Below are 24,830 nucleotides of genomic sequence, written 5' to 3' on the forward strand. Positions count from 1 at the left end.
CCGGCTACTCCGGCGGCAGCTTCGAGAACCGGAAGTCGCAATGGCTCGCGCCGCCGGCGAGCGTCTGCGTCCTGTGCAGGCGAATGCCGCGTGTCGCGTAGGCGTCGAAGTCCAGCCCGCAGAGGTTGGGCAGGATGTCCTTGTCGCCGTGGCGCGCCGCGAACTTGCAGAAGCCGCATGACTTGTAGTCGATGCCGAAGTCGAAGTCGTCGCCCGGGCCCGGCTCGACGAAGTCGTAGACGAAATCCGCCGGAAACTCGCCGCGGTGGCGCGCCGTCGTGCTCATGGCGGCCTGCTCGCGCAGCAAGGCCTGGTTCTCGGGCGACATGAACTGGCGCCCCGCGGCGAGGCGTTCCGCCTCGGGCAAGGCCAGCAGTTGCGCCTTGTAGGCCTCGCGCTCGATCTCGCCGATCTCGGCCAGCGGCACGCCGTGTCGCCGCAGCACGCGGCTGATGGCCATGAAGCCGAGCAGGCGCATGAAGAAGTCGCTCATGCGGCTCGCCGTGCCCCCGACATAGGGCATCTGCGTGAGCACGATGGCGAATTCGTCCATCACCTCGCGCCGGATCGCGTCGGTGTCGGCCAGCTGCGCGCGTTCGCGCAGCATCGCCTGCGCATGGTCGAGGCGCTCGCGCATGGCGGCCTCCATCTCGACGCGATGCGACTCGTAGAACGGATGGATGACCTCGGCCATGGGATGCGACCTGTGCAGCCGACGATCCGATCAGGGCGCCGGCGCCGATGCCGGAGACGCCAGCGGCTTGCCTTTTTCCACCACATAGACCCCGACCAGCCGCGTCGGCGACGTGCCTTCGTTCCTGGCGTTGTGCACGACGCCCGCCGGGATCACGAAGCCCTCGCCCGCAACCACCTTGCGCGGGGCCTGCCCGGCGACCATCAGCACCACCTCGCCCTCGCTGACGACGCTGATCTCGTCACCCGGGTGGGTGTGCCATCCCGAGACCCCGCCGGGCGCGATGTCGACACGAGCCGCGACCGCCTCGCGCCCCGGCACCGACACATCGCCCCGCGCGACGACCGTCCTGGTCAGCGCGGGTGCCGGTGCCTGCGAGGACGCGGCGCCGGCCAGCACGGCCAGAAGGGTTCCAGCGAGGAATCTGTTCGCGAGTTGCATCATGCGGCTCCTTCGGAATGAGGAATGCAAAAGGGCTGACCCGCTGATTCTGAAGGGGCGCTTTCCGGGCACGCAAGCTCGCAATCCCGCGCCTGGCGGCAAGCCGCGATCACGGTCGACGCGGCACCGGGCTCAGGCTGATCGCGCGGTCCGGGTCGAGCGGAAACTCGCGATGCCCCACGAGCTGGCCGTCCTTGAGATCCAGCACGATGGTGCTGACCACGGTCTGGTTGCGCAGGCGCGGGTTGCGCGCCATCACCTGGTAGGTCAGCGTCAGGTGGGTGTCGCTGACGGACTCCAGCTTGACCTGCTTGCCGCGGCTCGTCGAGGGAGGGGCTTCCCTGGCCGGCAGGTCGTTGTACCAATCGATCTCGCCGTCGTCGCGCACGACGATGGCGACCCAGTCGCGGCCCTGCCTTGAGTTCGACTCCTCGCCGACCCAGGTGCCCTGCAGGGCGGCCGGCACGGTGAGGGATGCGGCTTCCTGCGTGTGGCCGGCGCTGATCGTGTTCAACGACGCGCACAGGATGGCGAGGCCTCGCCACGCGGTCGCCCGACGCTGGGCCGGCGAATGTCGCTCCATGACTCCTCCTCGATGCAAGCTGTCGATGATCGCTCAGCGCGCCGCGGCGTTCAACGCCTGCGCCGCCAGGCCCACCCGCCTTGCCGCACGCGTGGCCAGCTGCAGCCGGCGCCGCAGCCACGGCAGGACGGCGCTGTCCGGCAGGGCCGCGGGCACCGCTGTGTGGTCGACGTCCTCGCTGGGCACCGTGCCGCTGACCACCACCGGCGCGCCCGCCGCGCCGGGCGCGCCGCGCTGGGGCGAGGTGCCGACGCCGGGGTTGTCGAGCGCGTGGTGCAGCGCGACGCAGGCGTCGGTCAGCGCCTTCTGCGCGACGGCGCTCTCCAGCTGCGCGCCGCGGCGCGCCAGCAGCAGCCGCACCGCCACCAGCTGCGCCATCAGCACGTGGCAGCGCGTGAGCATCTCGGCGAACGCATACATCGGCACCTGCACGCGCGAGGGCTCGGCGCCGGTGCGCTGGGCGGCCGAGGCGATCGCGCCGACCGCCTCGTAGACCTCGCGCCGCGCGAGCCGCAGCTTCAGGTCGGGCTGCGCCGGGTCGGGCAGGCGCATCACCTCGGTGGTGAGCGTGCGCAGGCTCCTGAGCACGCGCTCGTTGAGCTTGGCGATGCCGCGCCGCTCCCACCACGGCCAGACGTAGCTGAAGCCCCAGGCGAGCGCGGCGCCCATCACGGTGTCGGCCAGGCGCTCGAAGACGCCGAAGCTGTGCGCATCGGGCGCGGCCATGTGGGCCTGCATCAGCGCCATCACGCTGGCGGCGGCGGCCGTGACGAGGTAGCGCGCCGTCGTGAACGAGTGCGCGATGCCCACGGCGACCAGGAAGGCCAGCGTCGACAGCCACGGCGCGCCGAACTGCGCGAGCACGAGCACCAGCAGGCAGCCGATCATCGTGCCCAGCACGCGGTCGTTGCGGCGCGACAGCGTCTGCTCGAGATTGCCGCGCAACACGACGCCCACGCTGAGCACCAGCCAGTGCGGATGCGAGGCCCACGGCAGCGCGAGTCCGATGAAGTAGGCGCTGCCGAGCGCCAGGCTCAGGCGCACCGCGTGGCGGAACGTCGGCGAGCGCGTGTTGAGCTGCGCGCGCAGCGCAGCCCAGGGCCAGCCCTCGGTCGAGATGAAGACCTGCAGCTCGTCGCGCGCCAGCGGCAGCGGCGTGACCTCGCCGCGCAGCGCACCCTGCATGCGCGCGAGCACCGCCACCATCTGGCGCGCGCGGCCGTAGAACGCGACGGCCAGCGGATAGCGCGGATCGGTGCTCGCAAACAGCGGCACGCGCGCTGGCGTCCGCGCGCGCGCGGCGGCGGCGGCGTCCTTCGCGACCTGCGCGGGATCGGCCTGCGCGCCCGCACCGCCCTCGTGCCGCGCGACCGCCTGCGCCGCGGCGTCGCCGATGCGCTCGGCGTCGCGCTGCGCGACGTCGGCGTCCATCGACGCCAACGGGGACGTCGCCGCCGCCGAAGCCGCCGAGGCCGCGATCGACGCCGCCGCCGCGGCCGCCGGCGCCGTCGCCGCCTGCGGCACGTGCGTCGGGCGGGCCGGATGCGGCACGATGGCCTCGCCGGTCTCGATGTCCGTCTCGGCCAGCGGCGAGGCCGCCGACGCCGGCACCTTCATGCCGAAGTCGCGCAGCGCCTGGGCCATGGCATCGATCGCGTCGGCCACGCGCACGCCATGCTCGCGCAGGCGATCGCGCAGCTGCGTGGCAGGGGCGTCGGCGCCCAGCAGCTCGATGTCGAGCTCGCCGGCCAGCAGCGTGTCGCGCATCTCCACGGCCTGCAGCAGCACCGCGATCGCGGGGCCGGTGTGCGGCTCGCCGGCGGCCGGGAACAGCAGGTCGCGCGCGGCCTGCAGGCGCTCGTCGAGCGAGACCTGGCTGCGGATCCATTCCTGCAGCGGCGGCGTGCCGTCGGCGGCGTCCGTGCGCGACAGCAGCGCCGCCCGCGAACGCAGCAGCGCCGCCAGCGCCTGCAGCGCGGCGGCCAGTGCCAGCGTGCGGTAGCGCGGCTGCAGCACGCGCGAGCTGAGCACCGCCCAGCTGAAATAGGCCAGCGCGCCGACCGCCGTCCAGCCCGAATGGATCAGCAGCTGTGCCGTGCTGGCCGGCGGCGGCGCGGCGAGCGTGAAGATCAGCGCGAGGATCGGGATGAACGCCAGCGGCCCGGCGCGCGGGCCCCAGGCCCAGGCCATCGTCGAGCAGAACGACAGCGCCACGATGGTGAAGCCCATCGCCACGCCCGACTCGCGCAGCAGGTTGACGATCAGGCCGCTCGCGCAGCCCACCAGCGCGCCCATGCCGACGCGGCGCCAGGTGCGCGCGGGCGCGATCGGCAGGTCGGCCAGGCTGGCGCAGATCGCGCCCGTGGCCGCGGCCAGCGCCGCCAGCTTGCCGGCCGTCAGCGCGAGCGTGATCTGGATGATGGAGATGCCCAGCGACACGGCCAGTCCGTTGAGCACGTGCGCGGGCAGACGCATCGCAAGGCGGGGGGTCTCCATGCGAGGCATTGTGGCGCGAGATTTGGCCCTCGCGAGCGCGTGCTCGCGCACAGCGCGAGAATGGGCCGCTCCGATTCCAGACCCCGCCGCCGATGACGCTCCTCGCCCGCCTCGCCCTGCTCTGCACGCTGGCCGCCGCCGCGGCCTGCGCGTCGGCCACGCCGCCGCCGTCCGACGACAAGAAGCAGGCGCTGGCCGAATTCGTCGTCGCCTACCGTCTCGCCGAAGTCTGGCCGCAGATGGCGCCCAAGATCGCGCACGACTCGCTGCCTCGCCTCGAGGACGCCACGCACGCCGACCTCGACGCCGACAAATCCCCAGCCACCGCCCACGCGCGCGTGCCGGCGCTGCTGGCCGAGGGCCGCCGCGAACTCGAGGACGCGCTGCAACGCTTCGACGCCGACGAGCTCGCCGCCTACACGGCCTACGAGATCTACGCGAAGTATTTCGAGACGCAGGAGATCCGCGACATCAGCACGTTCTTCGGCTCGGCCACCGGCCGCAAGCTCACCGAGCTGGCGCCCACCATCCTCGCCGAGAGCCGCAGGCCGCAGGCCGGCAACGTGATGGCCAACCATTTCGACGCGCAGGAACTGGCCGAGATCGACACGTTCTGGAACTCGCCGACAGGCCAGAAGATGCACGCGACCGCGGAGCAGATCCGCGAGGACATGCACGCGCATTTCATCGAGCGCTCGGAGGCGGCGGTGCAGGCGGTGGCGCGCGACCTGGCCGCCAAGGCCGAGGCGCAGGCTTCGGCGGCGTCGGCGGGGAACTGATCGATCCGGGCGTCCCGCTCGCGGGCGTCACCGTCGGGATCGCGCAGGGGCATCGATGCCGTCCCGGATCCGGGGTTTCAGGAGCAGCCGTTGGTTATGCTGCCAACCTTGCACGCTCGAGGACTCCGGCGAGGCATGTCGGCGACATCGCCGCGTCCCGGCCGACAGCGATGGAGGATGCGCATGCAATCGATCGGATGGAAACGCCGCCTGGTTCTGTTTGCACAGCGACTCTGGCAGCCGACCTGCGCCTGCATGACCTGCATGCCGGGCAGCCTGTCGATGGTCGGCAGCCTCGCCCACTGGATCACCGCCGCGGAGACGGGGCTGACGACGGGACTTCTCGCGCTCCTCCTGACGTTCACGCCTGCCGCGCGGCTGTACCACAGCCGGTGGGGCAACGCGGCGCTGGTCGTGGCGCTGACCATGTTCGGCGATCTTTGGTCGCACGCACACCGAGACGGTGTCCGGCCCCTCGAGGTCATGCGGACCGGCGTGGTGGCCGGCCTGCTCGCGCTGGCGGCCTCCTATGTCCTCGAGGACCGTGGGCGCAGGATCCGCGCGGCGTGGGCGAGGCTCAGGCGATAGGCGGAGGCCTTTCGCAGATGGTGTGCTGTCGGTGCACGCGATTCGCACCCCGGTCGACCGTCGCTGACCCTCACGGATGCAGCACCAGCTTCTGCACCCGCCAGTTCAACAGCTCCGCCACGAACAGCGTGTTCTCGTCCGGGCACGCGATCTCGTGCACCCAGCCGAACTGCTTCAGCTGGCGGCCCGGGCCGCCGATGGTGCCCAGCACCTTGCCGTCCAGCGTCATCTTGTAGATGCGGCCGGGGTAGGCATCGGCGGCGTAGAGCACCTGGTGCGGGCCGGGCGTGATGCACAAGGCCCAGGGTGCGCCGGGCGAAAACGTGCCGGAGGTGGCGTCGGGGTTGAGCGCATTGCCGATCACCGGCTTCGTTGCGCGGTCGAAGGGCACGTCGATGGTCATCGCGCGCAGGAAATGGCCGTCGCCGTCGAAGACCTGGATGCGGCGGTTGAAGCGGTCGGCGACGTAGACGTGGCCTTGCGCGTCGGCCGCGATGCTGTGCGGCGTGTTGAACTCGCCGGGCGCGCTGCCGCGCTTGCCCCAGGACGTCAGCCAGTTGCCGTCCTTGTCGACCTTGGCCACGCGCGAGTTGATGTAGCCGTCGCTGATGAAGATGTTGCCTGCGGGATCCCAGGTGACGTCGGTGACCTGGCGGAAGCGGCCGTCCTCGGCCGGCAGCGGCGGGTTCGGGTGCTTCAGCGGCGCGGTGTCCTCGTCCGAGGCCTCCTGCTTGCGGCCGATCACCATCGCCACCTTGCCTTCGGGCGTGAACTTGATGACGAGGTCGGAGCCCTTGTCGGTGACCCAGATGTTGTCGTCGCGGTCGACGCGCACCGCGTGCGCAAACGACCAGCCGTACAGGTTCTTGCCGATCTCGCGCAGGAAGTTGCCGTTGGCGTCGAACTCGAGCAGCTGCGCCGCGGCCGCCGCGTAGGCCGGGCCGCGCGTGTTGCCGCGCGAGAAGACGAAGATGTGGCCCTTCGAGTTGACGGCGACGCCGGAGGCCTCGCCGAGATACATGTCCTTGGGCAGCTTGATCGCGTCGGGCACGGAGTCGAAGGCGATCTGCGGCACCGCCTGGGCGAAGGCCGGCGCGCCCGCCAGCGCCGCGGCCAGCGCGAGCGCGAGGGATGCGATTTTCATGGTGTCTCCTCGGTGGGGAAGTCGCGAGGATAGGAGCGCGCGCAAGCCCGACGCGGCGCCAGGGCGAACGGCCCGGCATCCCCCGTTCGCGGACTTTTCGCACCGCTGCGCACTGCCGGGCAGCGCGGGCGGCCGAACATTGCGACAATACGCCCCTTCACCGCTTCACTTTCGTTGCCGCATGTCTTCGCTTCCCCCGTCCTCGACGCCGCCCGAAGGCGACGATTCCGCGCCCGTGTCGCTGCCTGCCGCAGTCGACGCCGCGCCCGAGTCCTCGCCCGAAGTTGCCGCCGCCGTGGAGCCGTCGCCGCCTGTCGCGGCCGATGCCTCCGCCGAGCCGCAGCCTGCCGGCCAGACCGCGCGTCCCGCGCTGGAGGACTGCGGCCCGCAACTCAAGAAGTTGTACCCGGCCCTGTTCTCCAATCCCCCCAAGCCGATCAAGCTGCGCATCCAGGCCGACATCCAGGAGCGTTCGCCGGGGCTGTTCACCAAGCCGCAGCTGTCCGCGTTCCTGCGCCGCTACACCGGCAGCCACGCGTACCTCAACGCGCTGGTGAAGGCGACGCACCGCTTCGACCTCGACGGCAACCCCGGCGACGAGCTGAGCGACGAGCACCGCAACGCCGCCACCGAGGAGCTGGCGCGCCGCCGCGCCAACACGCAGGCGCGCACCGCGCTCGAACAGGAGCAGCGCGCCAACCGCGCCACGCTGCTCAAGGAGTTCGAGGCCAACACGCTGCCGGTCGCCGAATTCGCCGCCGCCAAGGGCGTGCCCGAAGGCGAGCTCGAGCCCTTGATCGCGCGCGCCCGCAAGGAGGCGTTCGAGCCGCCGCCGGCGCCCGCGTTCAATCGCGATCGCCGCGGCCCGCAGCACAACCGCGGCCCGCGTCCGGAAGGCCAGGGCCCGCGCGGCCCGCGTCCGCCACGCGATGCGAACGCGCAGCCCGCAGTCGCGGCGAACGGTGCGGCGCCGCAAGCCGATGCGCCGCGCGCGCCACGGCCGCCTCGTGCGGATGGCCCGCGGAGTCCTCGCACGGATGCGCCGCGCGGTCCGCGGGGCGATCGTCCGCAAGGCCCGCGCCCCGATGCGCCGCGTGCGGACGGCCCCCGTGGCCCGCTGGACGCGCCGCGTGCCGAGCGCCCGCGCGGTCCGCTGGATGCGCCGCGGGGCCCTCGTCCCGAAGGCCAACGCAACGGCCCTCGCCCCGACAGCCGCGGCCCGCGCGCGGACGGCCCGCGCGGTGCGAACAACGGCCCGCGTTCCGACGCGCCGCGCGGCCCGCGCCGCGACGACGATCGCCGTCCGCCGCGCCCGGACGATCGCGGCCCTCGGCCCAACGTCGTCTCGTCGCCGGCCGCACCGACGGCGATGGCGCTGGCGTTCAGCGCGCTCAATGCGCTGAAGACCAAGAAGTAAGAGAAAGGCCCGCGCGATGCGGGCCTTCTTCATTCGGCGCGCCGGGCCTGGAGGAGGCTGGCCTCGTTGGGGTCATGGCGTCGTTGGGGTCGGCCTCGTTGGGGTCAGGTCTTGCCTTTTGCCTGCCGGCTGGGGTCAGGTCTTGCCTTTTGCCTGGCGGACACGAGATTCGTCACCTATGAGAAGTCACCGGGATGACTTGGCCCGGCCTCGTTGGGGTCAGGTCTTGCCTTTTGCCTGCCGGCTGGGGTCAGGTCTTGCCTTTTGCCTGGTGGACACGAGATTCGTCACCTATGAGAAGTCGCCGGGATGACTTGGCCAACAAGGCGCGGTTGAATCCGATGCCCTTGCGCCACCCGAACAGTCTTGGACACCCATTCGCCTGCGAGAAACACAGGCAAATGGCAAGACCTGACCCCGGGTTGAAGGCAAAAGGCAAGACCTGACCCCAGTCTGCCATGACCCCAGTCTGCCAGTCTGTTGTGACCCCAGTCTGTTGACCCCGGCCTGTTCTGCCCTCCGGCGCTCAGGCCGCCAGCGCGCGACCGTTCGCATCGAACAGCATCAGGTCGCGCGGCAGCACGCGCAGGCGCACCGGCGTGCCGTGGGGCAGCGACGCGTCGTCGGCGAGCGTCGTCTTGACGCTGATCGTGTCGGCGCCGGCATTGGCGGCGTCGCGGCCGGACAGGCGGCAGTGCACCAGCGTGACGTCGCCCAGCCACTCGACGCGCTCGACGCTGGCCTGCAGGCCGTCGGTGCCCTCACTCGTTCCATTCGCCGCGCTCATCTGCCAGTGCTCGGGCCGCACGCCCAGCGAGTGCACGCTGGACAGCGGCGTCGCGCAGTCGGCGGGCAGCGCGAGCCGGCCGGCGCCGGGCACCTGCACCGCGAGGCCCGCGGTGTCGCGCTCGGCCACGGCCGGCAGGAAGTTCATCTGCGGCGAGCCGAGGAAGCCGGCGACGAAGCGGTTGACCGGCTGCCGGTAGACCGCCGTCGGCGGCCCGACCTGCTCGATGCGGCCGGCGTTGAAGACGGCGATGCGGTCGCCCAGCGTCATCGCCTCGACCTGATCGTGCGTGACGTAGACGATGGTCGCGCCCAGCCGCTCGTGCAGCCGCGCCATCTCGAGCCGCATCTGCGTGCGCAGCGAGGCATCGAGGTTGGACAGCGGCTCGTCGAACAGGAACACCTTGGGCTCGCGCACGATGGAGCGCCCGATCGCGACGCGCTGGCGCTGGCCGCCGGACAGCGCGCGCGGCTTGCGATCCAGCAACGGCTCCAGTTGCAGCGACGCCGCGGCGCGGAGCACGGCCTCGTCGATCTCGCGCTTCGGCCGGCCCGCGATCTTCAGCGCGAAGCCCATGTTCTCGGCCACGGTCATGTGCGGATAGAGCGCATAGCTCTGGAACACCATCGCCACGCCGCGCTCGGCCGGCGGCGTGTCGGTGACGTCGACGCCGCCGATCAGCAGGCGGCCCGCGCTCATCTCCTCGAGCCCGGCGATCATGCGCAGCGTCGTCGACTTGCCGCAGCCCGACGGCCCGACCAGCACCATGAACTCGCCCTCGGCGACGGTGAGGTCGACGCCGTCGACCGCCGTCACGCCGTTCGCATAGGTGCGGCGCAGGCCCTGCAGTTGGAGTTCGGCCATCAGCGGCTCCGCTTGTGGTTTGCGATGAACTCGCGGTACCAGTGCGCGCTGGCCTTGGGGGTGCGCGCCTGCGTGTCGTAGTCGACGCGGAACAGGCCGAAGCGCTTGGCGTAGCCCGAATCCCACTCGAAGTTGTCGAGCAGGCTCCAGTAGAAATAGCCGCGCACGTCGACGCCCATCGCCAGCGCCTTGGCGACCGCGTCGAGATGCCCCTGCAGGTAGGCGACGCGCGGCGTGTCCTCGACCGCGCCGTCCGCGTCGACGACGTCGGCGTTGGCCATGCCGTTCTCGGTGATGATCATCGGCGGCGGCATGTAGTCGCGCGTCAGGCGCACCAGGTGCTGCGTCAGCACCTCGGGCACGATCTCCCAGCCCATGTCGTTGAAGCCATGCGGCGCCGGCGCGGGGATCTTCGGTTCGCGCGTGCTGACCCAGTTGCGCGTGTAGAGGTTGATGCCGAGGAAATCCAGCGGCTGGCGGATGACGGCCATGTCGCCGGACTCGATGCGCGGCGCGTCGTCGCCGAGGTGCTCGATCGCATCGGCCGGATAGGCGCCGCGGAACAGCGGATCCATGTACCAGCGCACGTCCAGGCCGTCGGCGATGCGCGCGGCGTGCAGGTCGGACGGCGTCTTCTCGGCCGCGACGGCCGGCGTGTGGTTCAGCACGATGCCCAGCTGCGACCTCGGCCCGATCGCGCGCATCGCGCTCATCGCCAGGCCGTGGCCCAGCAGCAGGTGGTGCGAGACCTGCATCGCGGCCTTGCGGCTCTTCAGGCCCGGCGCGAACTGGCCCATCTCGTAGCCCAGCGTCGCGACGCACCAGGGCTCGTTGAGCGTCGAGATCGTCACGAGACGGTCGCCGAAGCGGCGCGCGATCTCGGCGGCATAGTCGGCGAAGTACCGGGAAGTCTCGCGCGACTGCCAGCCGCCCACCAGATCCTGCAGCGCCTGCGGCAGGTCCCAGTGATGCAGCGTCGCGTGCGGCGCGATGCCGGCGGCCAGCAGCGTGTCGATCAGCCGGTCGTAGAACGCGAGGCCCGTCTCGTTCCACGCGCCCTGCCCCAGCGGCTGCACGCGCGGCCAGGCGAACGAGAAGCGGTAGGCGTCCAGGCCCAGCCACTGCATGCGCTCGACGTCCTGCGGCATGCGGTGGATGTGGTCGCAGGCCACGCTGATGTCGGAGCCGTCCTTGATCTTGCCGGGCGTCGCGCAGAACGCGTCCCAGATCGACGGGCCCTTGCCGTCGCCCGGCGCGTGGCCTTCGATCTGCGCGGCGCTCGTCGCGGCGCCGAGGACGAAGTCGCGCGGCAAGGTCGGGAATGGGAACTGTGAGGAAGTCATGTCGAACCGAAGTTATTTGACGGCACCCGCCGTGAGCCCTGCAACAAGGCGGCGTGCGGAGAAGACGAAGGCGACGAGCAGCGGCAGCATCGCGATGGCCGAGCCGGCCATCAGCGCGCCCCACTCGGTGTTGTTGGGGCTTTGCATGCTGCGCAGCGCCAGCGGCACGGTGTAGTGGTCGACGCTGCGCATCACCACCAGCGGGCCGACGAAGTTGTTCCAGGCATTGATGAACGTGATCAGCCCCAGCGTTCCGAGCGCGGGGCCGCACAGCGGCAGCACCACGCTCCAGAACGTGCGCAGCTCGCCGCAGCCGTCCATGCGCGCGGCGTCGATCAGGTCGCGCGGGATCGCCGAGCCGATGTACTGGCGCATCAGGAAGATGCCCAGCGCGCCGGCCGCACCGGGCACGTACAGCGCGCGCGGCTCGTCGATCCAGCCCAGCAGGTCCATCACCATGAAGGTCGGGATCATGTTGAGGAAACTGGGCAGCATCATCGAGCCGACCACCAGCGCGAACAGGATCTTCTTGCCCGCGAACTCGTGCACCGCGAACGCATAGCCCGCGAGCGCGCACAATACGAGGTTCAGCGCGGTCGCCATCGTCGCGACATACAGGCTCATGCCAAGGTTGCGCCAGAACGGCAGGCGCTCCAGCAGCAGCTGCAGGTTCATGAGGAAGTGCGTGCCGAACCAGACAGGCGGCGGCGAGGCGAAGATGTCGGCCCGCGCCTGCGTCGCGAAGACGAAGGTGAACCAGAACGGCGCGGCGAGCAGGATCACACCGGCGAAAACGAGGGCCAGCGTCGTCACGCGCGCGGGCGTGAGGCGTTCAGCGCGCGACATCGCCGCCCCCTTCCTTGCCGAACAGCCGCGCATTGCCATACGTCAGCGCCGCGATGATGAAGAACAGCAGCCACGACACGGCCGACGCGGTGCCGAAGTCGCCGTCGGAAAACGCCATGCGGTACATGAACGTCGCAGTCGTCATCACGCTCGTGGCCACGCCGGAGTCGGGCGGGATCAGGATGAACGGCTCCTCGAACAGCTGCAGGTTGCCGATCAGCGTCAGCGTGACGGCGAAGAACATCATGGGCTTGAGCAGCGGCAGCGCGATGTAGCGGAACTGCTGCCAGCGCGAGGCGCCGTCCAGCGTCGCGGCCTCGTACAGGTCGTTCGAGATCACCTGCAGCGCCGACAGGTACAGCACGACGTTCCAGCCGAGGTAGCGCCAGAACACGACGAAGGCGATGGCGGGCCTGGCCCAGAAGGCGTCGCCCAGCCAGTCGATCGGCTTGCCCGGCAGGATCGCGTTGATGACGCCGAAGTCCTTGGAGAACAGCGTCGTGAAGATCAGCGCGATCGCCACGCTGGACGTCACATATGGCACGAAGTACGCGCCGACGACGAAGTTGCGGCTGCGCTTCAAGGTCATGTGGATCAGGAACGCCAACGGCAGCGCGACCAGGTGCTGCGGCACGCCGGACGCCACGGCGAACCACAGCGTGTTGCCCAGCGACTTGGCGAACCACGGGTCGGTGATCGCGTACCGGTAGTTCTCCAGCCCGACCCAGTGCATGGCGGCCAGGCCTTCCGCGGCGTCCCACTGGTGCAGCGACAGCCACACCGAGAACAGCAGCGGGAACAGGCCGAACACCGCGAACAGGACGAAGAACGGCGCGATGAACGCGTACGGCGCGAGCTTGCGCACGCGCTTGCGCCAGCGCGCGCGGGACGCGCTCGCGCGCGCGGGGGCAGCGGCGCGCAGGTAGGTCGAGTCGGGGGAGATCATCGAATGCATGGCTCAGCGGCGCGCGCGGTGTTCGATCAGCGACTTCGCGTCGGCAAGCGCGACGCGGATGTCCTTGCCCTGCGAGATCACGTTCTGGTATTCGGCACGCACGACGTCGGTGGCCATCGAGTCGTACTTGTCGACGGGGATCGCCGGCACCCTGGCGGCGATGTCGCGCCACAGCTCACGCGCCTTCTGGCCGCCGAGGAAGGCCATGGGCTCGTCGATGATCGGATCCTGCTGCGCGGCGAGCAGCGAGGGGAAGGTGTCCAGCGTGCGCAGCGAGGCCAGCTGCGTCTCCTTGTCCGCGGTCATGAAGCGCACGAACGCCCAGGCCTCGGGCTTGTGCGCCGCGCGGCGCGGGATCGCGTAGAACGAGCCGCCGTACGACGCGTTCGCGCCCGCGGGCAGCGGCGCCGCTCGCCACTTGCCGGCGGTGTCGGGCGCGAGCCAGTTCTTCAGGTGGCCGGCGAGCCAGGCGCCCATCATGGCGCCCGCGATCTTGCTGGAGCGAAAGCCCGCGACCCACTCGTTGGTCCAGATCGTCGTGCCCGCATCGATGCCGGCCTTGTGCGCGGCGCGGCCCAGCTCGAACGCGTGCACGAAGCGTGGGCCGTCGACCAGCACCTTGCCCGCATGGTCGAAGTAGATGCCGTCGCCGGGCGCGAGGTCGGAGCGCAGCACGATGTCGACGATGTCGGCCGAGTCGGCCAGCAGGTTCGCGCCGGTCGCGGACTTCAACTTGACGCCGGCCGCGATGAACGAGTCCCAGCTCTTTGTGAGGTCGGCCTCGGACAGGCCGGCCTTGGCGATCAGGTCGGCGCGGTACAGCAGCGTGCCGGGGCCAATGTCGGCGGGCAGCGCCGCGAGCTCGCCCGCGGCGTTGGTCGCCTGCGTGAACGTGTAGCCGACGAACTGGCCGCGCAGCGCGCCCGCGTCGTACGGCGGCTTGTTCAGGTCCTCGAAGCCGCGCGAGCCGGCGAATTTGCCGATGAACTTGAAGTCGATCGCCATCACGTCGGGCAGGCCCGAGCCGGTGGCCAGCGCGGTGGTCATCGCGGTGTGGTGGTCGGCGTACTGCAGCGAGACGATCTTGACGTCGACGTCCGGATGCGCGGCGTGCCAGCGCGGCAGCGCGGCGCGGGCGGCGCGATCGAGGTCGGGGAACGTGGCGACGGTGATGGTCGTCGTCGCGCCGGCCAGGCCGGCAGCAAGGACGAGCGCCGCGGCCGCCAGCGCGCGGAAAAGGGAGGACATGGTCGGGGCGAGGATGGCGCGGCGCAGGGGCCGCGACCGTGGCGCGCCGCCCGCGCGCGGCGCGGACGGATGCGGGGAGACGGCGGCGCTCGTCCAACGAGGAGCGCCGCCCGGCATCAGAACGCGAGGCCCACGTTCACGCCGAACGTGCGCGGCGCCAGGTACTGCGACTGCCACACGCCGAACGAGTTCTGCGCGTTGGTCTTGATGCGGCCGTCCTCGACGTTCTGCACGTAGGCGTCGACATACCACTGCTTCATCGCCTGGTAGCGCAGGCCGAGGTCGGTGCGCGAGTACGACTTCTGCAGGTCGCCCTGGCCGAGGTTGAACACGCTGAGCCAGCTCGACGACTCGTAGTGGAACGAGACGCGCGGGGACAGCGTGTCGCCGTTGGCGAGGTGGAACGTGTGCTCCAGCAAGGCCTGCAGCGAGCCGGTGGGCGAGTGCGGCAGGCGGTGGCCGGTGACGTCCAGGCACTTGCTGATCTTCGGATCCGGGCAGGCCGGCAGCGTGTAGTCGTTGCTGCCCGCGAGCAGATACCCCAGCTCCGTATGCAGGTAGGCGGCGCTCAGCTGCACGGTGTCGTCGGGCGTCACCTTGGCCGCCAGCTCGGACTCCACGCCGTAGACCTTCGCGCCCTTCGCGTTGGACGTGGCCAGCGAGTGCGTGCCGTCGGGATTGGTCACCGGCGCGCTGAACTGGAAGTCCTTGAAGTCCTCGTAGTAGGCCGAGTTGTTGAAGTGCACGGTGCCGTCGAACAGCGTGTTCTTGGTCCCGACCTCGTAGTTGGTCAGCGTCTCCGGCCCGTAGTGCAGGCCGCCGTCCTGCAGGCCGCCGGACTTGTAGCCGGTGGACACGCTGGCGTAGGCCATGAAGTTCTTCGACACGTCATAGTTCGCGCGTGCGAGCCAGGTCGCCTTGGTGCCGGTGTAGTGGCCGTCGTTGTGGCCGGCGCCAAACAGACCGCTGGTCGCCGGGTCGGTGCCCGGGTCGATCGGCTGCCCGGCGGGCGTGCCGCTCCAGCCCCAGTTGATGCCGCCTTCGTTCTTGCGGTCGTCCCAGGTGAAGCGCGCGCCGCCGGTCAGGTGCAGCGAGCTGCCCAGGTTCCAGGTCGCCTGGCCGAACACGGCCTCGGACGCCACGGTTTCCTTGGGCTGGATGAACGAGCCCTGCCAGCCGATCGTGCCCTGCTGCGTGCCGTTGGAGATCGGGATGTCGAAGCGGATGCCGTTGTCCTCGGCCGCGTAGTACAGGCCCAGGATCCAGTCGACGTCGTGCGTGCCGCGCGACTGCAGTTCCAGCTCGTGGCTCCAGTTCTTGTAGTGCGACCAGTTGGTGCGGTCTTCCTGCACCGTCGCGCCGCTCGTGAAGCTGGTGGGCACCGTGGCGCCGCCGGACTGGTCGAAATCGCCCGAGCCCTTGAAGTCCGAATACCCTGCCACGTAGTCGAGCGCCAGGTAGTCGCTCAGGTTCCAGTCGACGCGGCTGCGGAAGGTGTTGACGTCGCGATCGAGGTAGGGCGCGACGCTGATCAGCGCCGACCAGAACTTCTCGCCCGGACGCGGATCCTGCATCAGGTTCATGTTGGGCGTGCCGCGATCGAGGAACTTCTCGTACGAGGCGTTCCAGGTGATGTCGCGCGTCGGCTTCCACAGCATGCTGAGGCGCACGGCGCTCTGGTCCTGCGCGTCGTATTTCGGGCCAGCCTGGACGAAGGTGTTGCGGTCGATCGGCTGGTACGGCTTGGTGGCCGGAGGCGGATTGCCTTGCGCCGCGGCGGCGGCGTTGTTGGCCGCGTTGAACGCGTCGTAGGCCGTCTGCTGGTCGGCGAGCGAAGGCAGCTTGGGGTTCTGGTAGTCCACGTAGCCGTCGTGCTGCTCGTGCACGAAGGCGGCGCGCAGCGCGAAGGTGTCGCTCAGCGCGAAGTTGAATGCGGCGCGCGCGCCGTAGCGGTTGTAGCTGCCGAGGCCGCCCGAGATGTCGCCGAAGTTGGATCCGAGTTCGGCGGGCGCGGTCGTCATGTTGACGGCGCCGACCGTGGAATTGCGGCCCCACAGCGTGCCCTGCGGGCCGCGCAGCACCTCGATGTTCTGCATGTCGAACAGCAGCGACGCGGCGCCTTCGGCACGCGGCGCGTAGATGCCGTTGATGAACAGCGCCACCTCGGGGTCGGCGTACTCGGTCTTGGCGCTGTCGTTGCCGATGCCGCGCATCGTCATCGTGATGACGCCGTGGTCGCCCTCGGTCGTCGCCTGGAAACTGGGCACCAGGTGGACGACGTCGCTGATCGTCTGCACGTGCTGCTTGTCCAGCTCCACCGCGCTGATCGGCGTGACGGCCAGCGGCGTGCTCTGCAGCGTGGTGGTGCGCTTGGTCGCCGTGACGGTGACCTCCTGCGACGAGTCGGCGGCGCTCGCGGCCGCGGCGGGCGACTGCGCGGTCTGTGCCTGCGCGGACGCGGTGGCGGCGAGCATGGCCAGGACGGCCAGGTGGATCGGGGTCGCGAGCGAGCCGCGGGATTTCTGAGCGCGAGTTGTCACGTTGTCTCCAGTATTTTGGTGGTGCGTCATCGACCGTCTGCGCGGCGATTACCTTGTCTTCTCGTCATCGGTGCCACAGGCCGCATCGGGGCTCGCGCACGTCCCGGGCGACGCCGACCACTCCGGCGAGTGTCGATTCCCGGCGTCTTGTCCGCCAGCCTCTTCGCCGGGTCGAACTCCTGGGATGGATCGCATGATGCGAGTCGATGACAACGCTGTCAAGAAATAAATGACAGCGTTGTCTATTGCTCGCTATCATTGCCTATAAGAAGCGCCGGAAGCGTCTACGGGAAAACGACGAGACGATTCACGGCCCTCGAGAAACAGCCTTGCGCACCCGCGCTGCGGCCATGGAGACAACGCGCATGAATCCCATCCGGCACATCCTCATCGTCGGCGGCGGCACCGCCGGCTGGCTCACCGCGGCCTTCCTCGCGCGCACCCTCGGCACGGCCGCGGGCGGCGTGCGCGTGACGCTGGTGGAGTCCAGCGACATCGGCATCATCGGCGTCGGCGAGGGCACGTTCCCGTCGATCCGCGGCACGCTCGCCGCGATCGGCCTCGACGAGGCGCGCTTCATCCGCGAGTGCGACGCGACCTTCAAGCAGGGCGTCAGCTTCGTCGACTGGTCGCGCGTGGGCGAGCGCTACTTCCATCCGTTCAACGCGCCCAGCCAGCGCCCCGGCGCGCCCGAGTTGATGCCCTACTGGCTGCTGGGCGAGGCCGGCGAGCGCGCGTTCGCGGACGCGGTGTCGATGCAGCAGCGCGTCGCCGACGCCTCGCGCGCGCCCAAGCGCGCGAGCGACGGCGACTGGCTCGGCCCGATGAACTACGCGTACCACTTCGACGCCGGCAAGTTCGCGACGCTGCTCGCCACGCACGCGCAGTCGCTGGGGGTGGAACGCGTGATCGCGACGGTCGAGCGCGTGGAACGGCGCGGCGACGGCGGCATCGCATCGGTCGTCACGCGCGAGCGCGGCACGCTGTCGGCGGACCTGTTCGTCGACTGCTCCGGCTTTCGCGCGCTGCTGATCGGCGAGACGCTCGGGGCGCCGCGCAAGCCGTTGAACGACGTGCTGTTCGTCGACCGCGCGCTCGCCGTGCAGGTGCCCTGGCCGGCCGCCGACACGGCGATCCCGTCGTACACGATCTCCACCGCGCACGAGGCCGGCTGGACCTGGGATATCGGCCTGCATCGCCGGCGCGGCGTCGGCTACGTCTATTCGAGCCGCCACACGAGCGACGAGCAGGCCGAGCGCGTGCTGCGCGGCTACGTCGGCTCCGCGTCCGACGCGTTGACGCCGCGCTTCCTGAAGCTGGAGACCGGCTATCGGGAGACGCAGTGGATCGGCAACTGCGTCGCGGTGGGCCTGTCCGCGGGCTTTCTCGAGCCGCTCGAATCCTCGGGCATCGGCCTGATCGAGACGGCGGCGTACCTCATCGGGTATCTGTTCCCGGCCGACGGCAACCTCGAGCCCGCGGCGCGCCAGTTCAACGAGCACATGCGCGCGCGCTTCGAGCGCATCGTCGACTTCCTCAAGCTGCACTACTGCCTGACGCGGCGCGACGACAATGCGTTCTGGCGCGACAACGCCGATCCGTCCTCGTGGACACCCACGCTGCGCGACCGCCTCGCGCAATGGCGCAGCCGGCCGCCGCATCGGCTGGACTTCATCGCCGACCTCGAGATGTACCCGCCTTCCAGCTGGCAGTACGTGCTGTACGGCATGGGGTATCCGACCGACCTGTCGCACGCGCGCCCCGCGTGGCTGCGCGCGGCCGAGGCGCGGCAGGAGTTCGCGATGATCGCGCAGGTGGCGCAGCGCGCGCTGGCCGACCTGCCCGACCACCGTGCGCTGGTCGACGCGCTGTGCGCCCGCGCGTCCGCGCCCGCGCGTGACGCGAAGCCCGCGCTGCGGAGCGTCGCCTGATGGGGACGCCGCGCACGCCGTTGGCCGCGCCGCCCGCGGCCACCACGACGATCAGCGACGTCGCCAAGCGGGCCGGCGTGTCGATCAAGACGGTGTCGCGCGTGATGAACAACGAGCCCGGCGTGCGCGCCGACACGCGCGCCAAGGTGCTGGAGGTGATCGCCGAGCTGCGCTATCGCCCCAGCCAGTCGGCGCGCAGCCTCGCCGGCGCGCGCTCGTTCCTGATCGGCCTGCTGTACTTCGACCCGAGCGCGGCGTTCGTCTCCGGCGTGCAGCAGGGCGCGACGATGCGCTGCCGCGAGGCCGGCTACCACCTGGTCGTCGAGTCGATGGACAACGACGCGCACGATCTCGGCGAGCAGGTGCACCGCATGGTGTCGACGCTGCGCCCCGACGGCATGATCCTGACGCCGCCGCTGTGCGACAACCCGCACGTGCTCAAGGCGCTGCACGACAGCGCGACGCCGACGGTGCTGGTCTCGCCGGCGAGGCAGCGCAAGGACATGCCCAGCGTGCGCATGGACGACGTGCACGCCGCCGAGGAGATCACCAACCTGCTGCTGAGCCTGGGGCATCGCCGCATCGCGTTCATCCGCGGCGCCGCCGACCAGGCCGCGTCGGCGCTGCGCGAGCAGGGCTTCGTCAAGGCGATGAAGGCGGCGCGCGTCGAGGTCGCGCCCGAGCTGGTCATCGACGGCGACTTCCGCTTCGAGTCCGGCGTCGCGGCCACGCACCAGTTGCTCAAGCTGCGCCATCATCCGACGGCGGTCTTCGCGAGCAACGACGACATGGCGCTCGGCGTGCTCGCCGCGGCGCAGCGGCAGGGCCTCGCGATCCCCGGCGACCTCGCGATCGCCGGCTTCGACGATTCGCCCGCCTCGAGCCTCGTGTGGCCGCCGCTGACGACGATGCGCCAGCCCACCCTCGCGATGGCACGGGCCGCGGTGGACCTGCTGATCGGCACGCCCACCGTCGAGGGCACGCCGGGGACGCGGACGACCGCCGCCATCCAGCGCGTGCTGCCGCACGAGCTGATCGTGCGCGATTCGACGAGCGCGCCCGCGCGCGCGACGCGACGGCCGGCCGGCGCCTGGCGCCAGGAGGAGTGAACAGCGTGGGCAAGGCGCTCCCGCAAAGCGAACGCGATAGGCCCCCCTAGAGATCGGCCGGCCGGCGATTGCCATCGCCCATGCGCTCGTGCATGCTGGGCGGCGCACGACTGGACAGGGAGCGGCCATGAAATTCAAGGCGATCGCGGCAATCCGGGCCATCGCGTTCACAGCGACCCTCCTGTTCCAGGGTTGCTCCGACGACGGGACGCCTGGCCGGGTGCTCGACGAGGCGGCGAACGCCGGCCGCGCGGCCAGCACGTTCAAGCAATCCGAGGATCCTTACTTCCACGACATGGACGGCGCCGTGGCGCTCACGCCGCAGGAAGTCGCCGGCCGCAACATGTGGCTGCTCTGGAGCGGCGGCAACGACCGCTTCTGGGACCGGATGACGCAGTACACCTACGGCGGCTTCGACCTGCTCAAGGTCATCAGCTCGCACCCCAGCCAGGGCTACTCGCGCACCAATCGCTGGACCTATCTCGGCCTCGTCAACGAGCCCTGCTTCGAAAATGCGCCCGGTCCGAACCCGCAACGCCGCGGCCTCTGGCTCGACGTGCGCAGCAAGGATTGCGCGCCCGATCCGTTCGAGGACGAGAGCAAGTACCCGGGCGTGGCCGTCGGCTCGCGCGGCAAGCCGCTGGGCGACGGCACGACGCAGCCCGTCGGCTCGTTCTACGGCTACGCGACCGGCATCCTCGGCCTGCGCCTGTTCCCGAATCCGGCCTTCGACGAGAAGGCCGCGAAGGCGTGGGACGCCGAGCGCTTCTACACCGATCCGAGCTACTACAACCGCAAGGACCTGGTCAGGCCCTATCGGGTCGGCATGTCCTGCGGGTTCTGCCATGTCGGCCCGAGCCCGGTCAATCCGCCGGCCGATCCGGCGCATCCGGCCTTCGCCAACCTCAGCTCCTCGGTGGGCGCGCAGTACATGTGGGTGGACAGGCTGTTCATCCACAACGCCAACAAGCCCGAGGGCCAGCGCAACTACATGTTCCAGCTGGCGCACACCTTCCGGCCGGGCTCGATGGACACCTCGCTCGTCTCGACCGACAGCATCAACAACCCGCGCACGATGAACGCGGTCTACGACTTCGTCTCGCGGCTGGGCATCGACAAGCGGCTGTGGCACGAGAAGCTGGCGGGTGGCGAGCTCGACAACAAGCAGCTCAACGACTTCTACCCGACCGGCCCGCTCAGCGAGTACTGGGACAAGGCGAGCGCGACCTCCAGGACGCCGCACGTGCTGAAGGACGGCGCCGACTCGGTCGGCCTGCTCGGCGCCCTGAACCGCGTCTACCTCAACATCGGCCTGTTCAGCGAGGAATGGCTGCTGCACTTCAACCCGGTGGTCGGTGGCAAGGAGATCACGCCGATCCGCATCGCCGACGCGCAGAAGAACTCGCCGTACTGGCAGGCGACCGAGCAGGGCACGCCGGCCACCGCGCTGTTCTTCCTCAAGGCCGCGCAGCCGGATCACCTGAAGGACGCACCCGGCGGCGCGGCCTTCCTCAGCGCCGACGATGCCGCCTTGCGACACGGCAAGGACGTCTTCGCCGACACCTGCGCGCGCTGCCATTCGAGCAAGGCGCCGACGCCTCCGGCCAATCTCGATCTCGACGCCGATCGCTGCGCCGGCGCCAACTACCTGGCGTGCTTCAAGCGCTACTGGAGCTGGACGCAGACCGACGCGTACAAGCAGAGCATGCGCGCCATCGTGCAGGCGCCCGACTTCCTGCAGGGCAACTACCTGTCGACCGAGGCGCGCATCCCGTCGACGCTTCTGCGCACCAACATCTGCAGTCCGCTGGCCACCAACGCGCTGGCGGGCAACATCTGGGACAACTTCTCGTCGCACTCGTACAAGGCGCTGCCGTCGGTGGGCACGGTCACCGTCAGCGATCCCTTCACCGGCCAGCCGGTGCCCTACGTCATGCCCGCGGGCGGACGCGGCTACACGCGCGTGCCCTCGCTGATCAGCGTCTGGTCGACGGCGCCGCTGCTGTTGAACAACAGCGTCGGGCCGTTCGACACCGATCCGTCGGTGGCGGCGCGCGTGCGCGTCTTCGACGCGTCCATCGAGCAGTTGCTCTGGCCCGAGAAGCGCGAGCGCGACAGCCTGCTGGGCGACAAGCTGCCCGGCACGATCGACCGCACGACGCAGCGCAGCGCGGTGACGATCCCCATCGGCTTCCTGCCGGAGCAATTGCAACCGACGCAGGCCCGGCTGCGCCAGTGGTTGCACGGCCTGCTGCCCGGGCTGGTCGACGAGGCCGGCGGCCTCGTGCTCGGCCCGATCCCGAAGGGCGTGCCGGTCGCCCTGATCTCGAACCTGAAGCTGCGCCCCGAGCCCGGCGACGCGGTGCTGGTCAACGCAAAGGACGCGGCCGACCTCGTGGCCAGGCTCAAGCTCGACCTCGCGACCGCGCCCGCCAATGCCAGCGATGCCGACCTGATCCAGCGCTTCGCCAACCTGAAGGCGCCGATGCTGGAGCTGAGCAAGTGCCCGGACTTCGTCGTCAACCGCGGCCACTACTTCGGCACCGCCGAATTCAACAAGCAGCAAGGCCTCAGCGCGGACGAGCGATCCTTCGGCACCGAGCCCGAACTCAGCGACGACGACAAGCGCGCACTCATCGCCTTCGTGAAGACGTTCTGACCATGCTCATGCGAACCGCCGACGCCCCCAGCGATGACGCGGGACAGGCGCATCGGCTCGAGTGGGACTACGTGATCGTCGGTTCGGGCGCGGGCGGCGGCACGCTGGCGGCACGCCTGGTCGAACAGGGCATGCGCGTGTTCCTCATCGAGGCCGGCGGCGATCCGCTGGAGACGTCCGCCGAGCGCCTGCCCGACGACTACGCCGTGCCGGGCTTCCACGCGTTCGCCTGCGAGAACCCGGCGATGAGCTGGAATTTCCACGTGCAGCACTACAGCGATCCCGCGCAGCAGGCGCTCGATCCGAAGTACGACGCAGCGCGCGGCGGCGTGCTCTATCCGCGCGCCGCCGCGCTGGGAGGCTGCACGGCGCACAACGCGATGATCTTCATGGCGCCCCATGAATCCGACTGGAACCACATCGCCGAGCTGACCGGCGATGCGTCATGGCGCGCGAAGTCCATGCGGCGCTTCGCCAAGCGCCTCGAGGATTGCCGCTACAGCCCGCTGTGGCGCGCGCTGCGCCGTCTCGGCATCGACCCGACCGGACACGGCTGGGGCGGCTGGCTGCGCACCGAGAAGTCCGTCCCGCTGCAGGATCTCGACGACCCGGAGATCGCGAAGCTGGTCACGCGGACGACCGTCGCCTTCGCGGCCAGCCTGAAGAATCCGGTCGCCAGCGCCTGGCATTGGCTCTGGGGCGCCGGCGACCCGAACGCGCGCTTCCCGCGGCCGATTTCACGTGGCAGCTTCACGGGACTTTGCTACACGCCGCTGTCGACGGCGAATCGCCGGCGCACCGGCCCGCGCGAGCGGCTGCGCGCGGTCGAGGCGGCGCATCGCGGTTCGCTGCACATCGAGACCGACGCGCTCGCGACGCGCGTGCTGTTCGACGACGATGGCGCGGCCAGCGGCGTCGAATACCTGAAGGGCCGCCACCTCTATCGCGCCCATGCCGTCCCGAGCGCGGCGGCGGGCGAGCTGCGCCAGGTGCGCGCGCGGCGCGAGGTGGTGCTGTGCGGCGGGGCGTTCAACACGCCGCAGTTGCTGATGCTCTCGGGCATCGGGCCGGCCGCCGAGTTGCGCGCCCATGGCATCGCCGTGCGGGCGGATGTCCCCGGCGTCGGCCGCAACCTGCAGGATCGCTACGAAGTGGCCGTCACGCACCGCATGCGCCGGCCGTGGCAGATTCAGGAGGGCGCGACGTACACGCGCGGCGACGCGCCATGGCAGCAATGGAATGCGCAGCGCGAGAGCCTCTACGACGGCAGCGGCGCCGCCATCGCGCTGGTGCGCCGCTCGCGGGCCGGGCTGCCCGAGCCTGACATCTTCTGCATGGCGCTGCCCGCGCTGTTCCAGGGCTACAGGACCGGCTTCTCGGCCGACATCCGCGACCACCACGATCGCCTGACCTGGGCCGTGCTGAAGGCGCACACCAACAACCGCGCGGGCAGCGTGCGCCTGCGATCGGCCGATCCGCGGGATCCGCCGCTCGTGAATTTCCGCTACTTCGAAGAGGGCGACGACGCGAGCGGCGCCGACCTCAAGGCCGTGGTCGAGGCCGTCCGCTTCGTGCGCCGCCTGACCGCGCCGCTGCGGGACGCCGGCGTCATCGCGGAGGAATGCGCGCCGGGGCCCGCCGTCGACACCGACGAGGCCCTGGCCGACTACGTGCGCGACACCGCCTGGGGCCACCATGCCTCGTGCTCGTGCCCGATCGGCGCGCTGGCGGACGGCGGCGTGCTCGCCAGCGACCTCGGCGTGCACGGCACGCGCCGGTTGCGCGTGGTCGATGCCTCGGTGTTCCCGCGCATCCCCGGCTTCTTCATCGTGTCGGCCGTCTACATGGTCGCGGAGAAGGCGGCCGAGATGCTGTTGCAAGGCGGCGCGCCGGCACGGCCCGCGCAGGCGCGGCCGTCCGTCACCCAACCCACCGCCTGACGAATCACTGCGAAGGAGAACCCCATGGCCTACGACGTCGCGCAACTGCTCACCATGTCCCAGAAGGCGCTGGACGACCTGTTCACCGCCAGCCCGCCGGGCGACATCCCCAACGGCCAGGCCAAGGGCACCGCCATCATCGCGCCCGGCACGGTCTACTCGCAGGACATCGCCGAGGTGATCAACCTGTTCGGCTGGCAGGGCAAGGTGTTCGATGCGGAGAGGGGCCTGCTCAAGAACAGCATCACGCTGTTCCACGTGCAGGCCATCATCGCGCGCGTCTACAAGGGCGCCAGCTGGCTCGACGGCAAGGAGTGCATCGTGCTCGACTACTCCGAGACGTCCGTCGTCGCGCACTACGTCCGCGACGAGATCCGGCTGATCGGTCCGGGCTTCTACCTCGGCAAGGTCTACTGGAAGAAGGACCGGTTGATCGACTTCTGCCTGCAGTTCTGAAGGCTGCCCT

At 70.3% G+C, this 24,830-nt stretch carries 19 protein-coding genes; 8 read left to right on the top strand and 11 right to left on the bottom strand.

Going from position 1 to position 24,830, the window contains the following annotated elements; all coding sequences use genetic code 11:
- Window positions 1-4 precede the first annotated feature (4 nt).
- The 4 genes from LPC04_RS05725 to LPC04_RS05740 all read right to left on the bottom strand — a co-directional run bounded on the left by LPC04_RS05725 (window position 5) and on the right by LPC04_RS05740 (window position 4,214).
- The gene (locus LPC04_RS05725; RefSeq protein WP_275681218.1) at window positions 5-694 is read right to left on the bottom strand and encodes an L-2-amino-thiazoline-4-carboxylic acid hydrolase; all 690 of its coding nucleotides are present in this window, start codon (window positions 692-694) and stop codon (window positions 5-7) included.
- A 30-nt stretch (window positions 695-724) separates the two neighbouring features.
- Complete coding sequence (locus tag LPC04_RS05730; RefSeq protein ID WP_420854698.1) at window positions 725-1,138, bottom strand: cupin domain-containing protein; 414 nt, start codon at window positions 1,136-1,138, stop codon at window positions 725-727.
- Between the two features lie 106 nt (window positions 1,139-1,244).
- The gene (locus LPC04_RS05735) at window positions 1,245-1,718 is read right to left on the bottom strand and encodes a hypothetical protein (RefSeq protein ID WP_275681220.1); all 474 of its coding nucleotides are present in this window, start codon (window positions 1,716-1,718) and stop codon (window positions 1,245-1,247) included.
- Between the two features lie 33 nt (window positions 1,719-1,751).
- Entirely contained in the window at window positions 1,752-4,214 is a 2,463-nt protein-coding gene (locus LPC04_RS05740) for an FUSC family protein (RefSeq protein WP_275681221.1), read from the bottom strand.
- 92 nt (window positions 4,215-4,306) lie between these two features.
- Here LPC04_RS05740 and LPC04_RS05745 point away from each other — a divergent pair, with 92 nt between their 5' ends.
- Window positions 4,307-4,993, top strand: a complete 687-nt coding sequence (locus tag LPC04_RS05745; RefSeq protein ID WP_275681222.1) for a DUF2059 domain-containing protein — start codon at window positions 4,307-4,309, stop codon at window positions 4,991-4,993.
- Between the two features lie 183 nt (window positions 4,994-5,176).
- Window positions 5,177-5,581: a hypothetical protein gene (locus LPC04_RS05750; protein WP_275681223.1), complete on the top strand. Its 405-nt coding sequence runs from the start codon at window positions 5,177-5,179 to the stop codon at window positions 5,579-5,581.
- A gap of 70 nt (window positions 5,582-5,651) precedes the next feature.
- Here LPC04_RS05750 and LPC04_RS05755 read toward each other — a convergent pair whose 3' ends face one another.
- Window positions 5,652-6,725, bottom strand: coding sequence for a peptidyl-alpha-hydroxyglycine alpha-amidating lyase family protein (locus tag LPC04_RS05755; protein ID WP_275681224.1), 1,074 nt, complete (start codon window positions 6,723-6,725; stop codon window positions 5,652-5,654).
- Window positions 6,726-6,906: 181 nt separating this feature from the next.
- Between LPC04_RS05755 and LPC04_RS05760 the strand changes: the two genes are divergently transcribed.
- On the top strand, window positions 6,907-8,142 hold the full coding sequence (locus LPC04_RS05760) for a ProQ/FINO family protein (protein ID WP_275681225.1): 1,236 nt from the start codon (window positions 6,907-6,909) through the stop codon (window positions 8,140-8,142).
- Between the two features lie 526 nt (window positions 8,143-8,668).
- On the opposite strand, the gene LPC04_RS05765 is transcribed toward LPC04_RS05760, so the two are convergent.
- The 6 genes from LPC04_RS05765 to LPC04_RS05790 all read right to left on the bottom strand — a co-directional run bounded on the left by LPC04_RS05765 (window position 8,669) and on the right by LPC04_RS05790 (window position 16,725).
- Window positions 8,669-9,793 carry an ABC transporter ATP-binding protein gene (locus LPC04_RS05765; RefSeq protein WP_275681226.1) on the bottom strand — a complete coding sequence of 375 codons (1,125 nt, stop codon included), beginning with the start codon at window positions 9,791-9,793 and terminating at the stop codon, window positions 8,669-8,671.
- Window positions 9,793-11,136, bottom strand: coding sequence for a GH1 family beta-glucosidase (locus LPC04_RS05770; RefSeq protein ID WP_275681227.1), 1,344 nt, complete (start codon window positions 11,134-11,136; stop codon window positions 9,793-9,795). Before LPC04_RS05770 ends, LPC04_RS05765 begins: the two co-directional genes overlap by 1 nt.
- A 12-nt stretch (window positions 11,137-11,148) precedes the next feature.
- Entirely contained in the window at window positions 11,149-11,982 is an 834-nt protein-coding gene (locus LPC04_RS05775) for a carbohydrate ABC transporter permease (RefSeq protein WP_275681228.1), read from the bottom strand.
- The gene (locus LPC04_RS05780) at window positions 11,969-12,928 is read right to left on the bottom strand and encodes a carbohydrate ABC transporter permease (protein ID WP_275681229.1); all 960 of its coding nucleotides are present in this window, start codon (window positions 12,926-12,928) and stop codon (window positions 11,969-11,971) included. Before LPC04_RS05780 ends, LPC04_RS05775 begins: the two co-directional genes overlap by 14 nt.
- Window positions 12,929-12,940: 12 nt before the next feature.
- Window positions 12,941-14,185, bottom strand: coding sequence for an ABC transporter substrate-binding protein (locus tag LPC04_RS05785; protein WP_275681230.1), 1,245 nt, complete (start codon window positions 14,183-14,185; stop codon window positions 12,941-12,943).
- Window positions 14,186-14,301: 116 nt separating this feature from the next.
- Window positions 14,302-16,725 (bottom strand): TonB-dependent receptor, encoded by a 2,424-nt coding sequence (locus LPC04_RS05790; protein WP_275681231.1) that lies wholly within the window; start codon window positions 16,723-16,725, stop codon window positions 14,302-14,304.
- Window positions 16,726-17,090: 365 nt separating this feature from the next.
- Between LPC04_RS05790 and LPC04_RS05795 the strand changes: the two genes are divergently transcribed.
- From LPC04_RS05795 to LPC04_RS05815, 5 genes are all read left to right on the top strand, one after another.
- Window positions 17,091-18,656 (top strand): tryptophan halogenase family protein, encoded by a 1,566-nt coding sequence (locus tag LPC04_RS05795; RefSeq protein WP_275681232.1) that lies wholly within the window; start codon window positions 17,091-17,093, stop codon window positions 18,654-18,656.
- Window positions 18,656-19,765, top strand: coding sequence for a LacI family DNA-binding transcriptional regulator (locus LPC04_RS05800; RefSeq protein WP_275681233.1), 1,110 nt, complete (start codon window positions 18,656-18,658; stop codon window positions 19,763-19,765). The genes LPC04_RS05795 and LPC04_RS05800 overlap by 1 nt, the downstream gene beginning before the upstream one ends.
- A gap of 127 nt (window positions 19,766-19,892) precedes the next feature.
- Window positions 19,893-22,424 carry a hypothetical protein gene (locus LPC04_RS05805; protein WP_275681234.1) on the top strand — a complete coding sequence of 844 codons (2,532 nt, stop codon included), beginning with the start codon at window positions 19,893-19,895 and terminating at the stop codon, window positions 22,422-22,424.
- A 2-nt stretch (window positions 22,425-22,426) separates the two neighbouring features.
- Window positions 22,427-24,364 (top strand): GMC family oxidoreductase, encoded by a 1,938-nt coding sequence (locus LPC04_RS05810; RefSeq protein ID WP_275681235.1) that lies wholly within the window; start codon window positions 22,427-22,429, stop codon window positions 24,362-24,364.
- 24 nt (window positions 24,365-24,388) lie between these two features.
- Entirely contained in the window at window positions 24,389-24,820 is a 432-nt protein-coding gene (locus LPC04_RS05815) for a hypothetical protein (protein ID WP_275681236.1), read from the top strand.
- The last annotated feature ends 10 nt before the right edge of the window (window positions 24,821-24,830 follow it).

Origin of the sequence: Scleromatobacter humisilvae (genome assembly GCF_023231945.1) — a bacterium.
Classification (GTDB): domain Bacteria; phylum Pseudomonadota; class Gammaproteobacteria; order Burkholderiales; family Burkholderiaceae_C; genus Scleromatobacter; species Scleromatobacter humisilvae.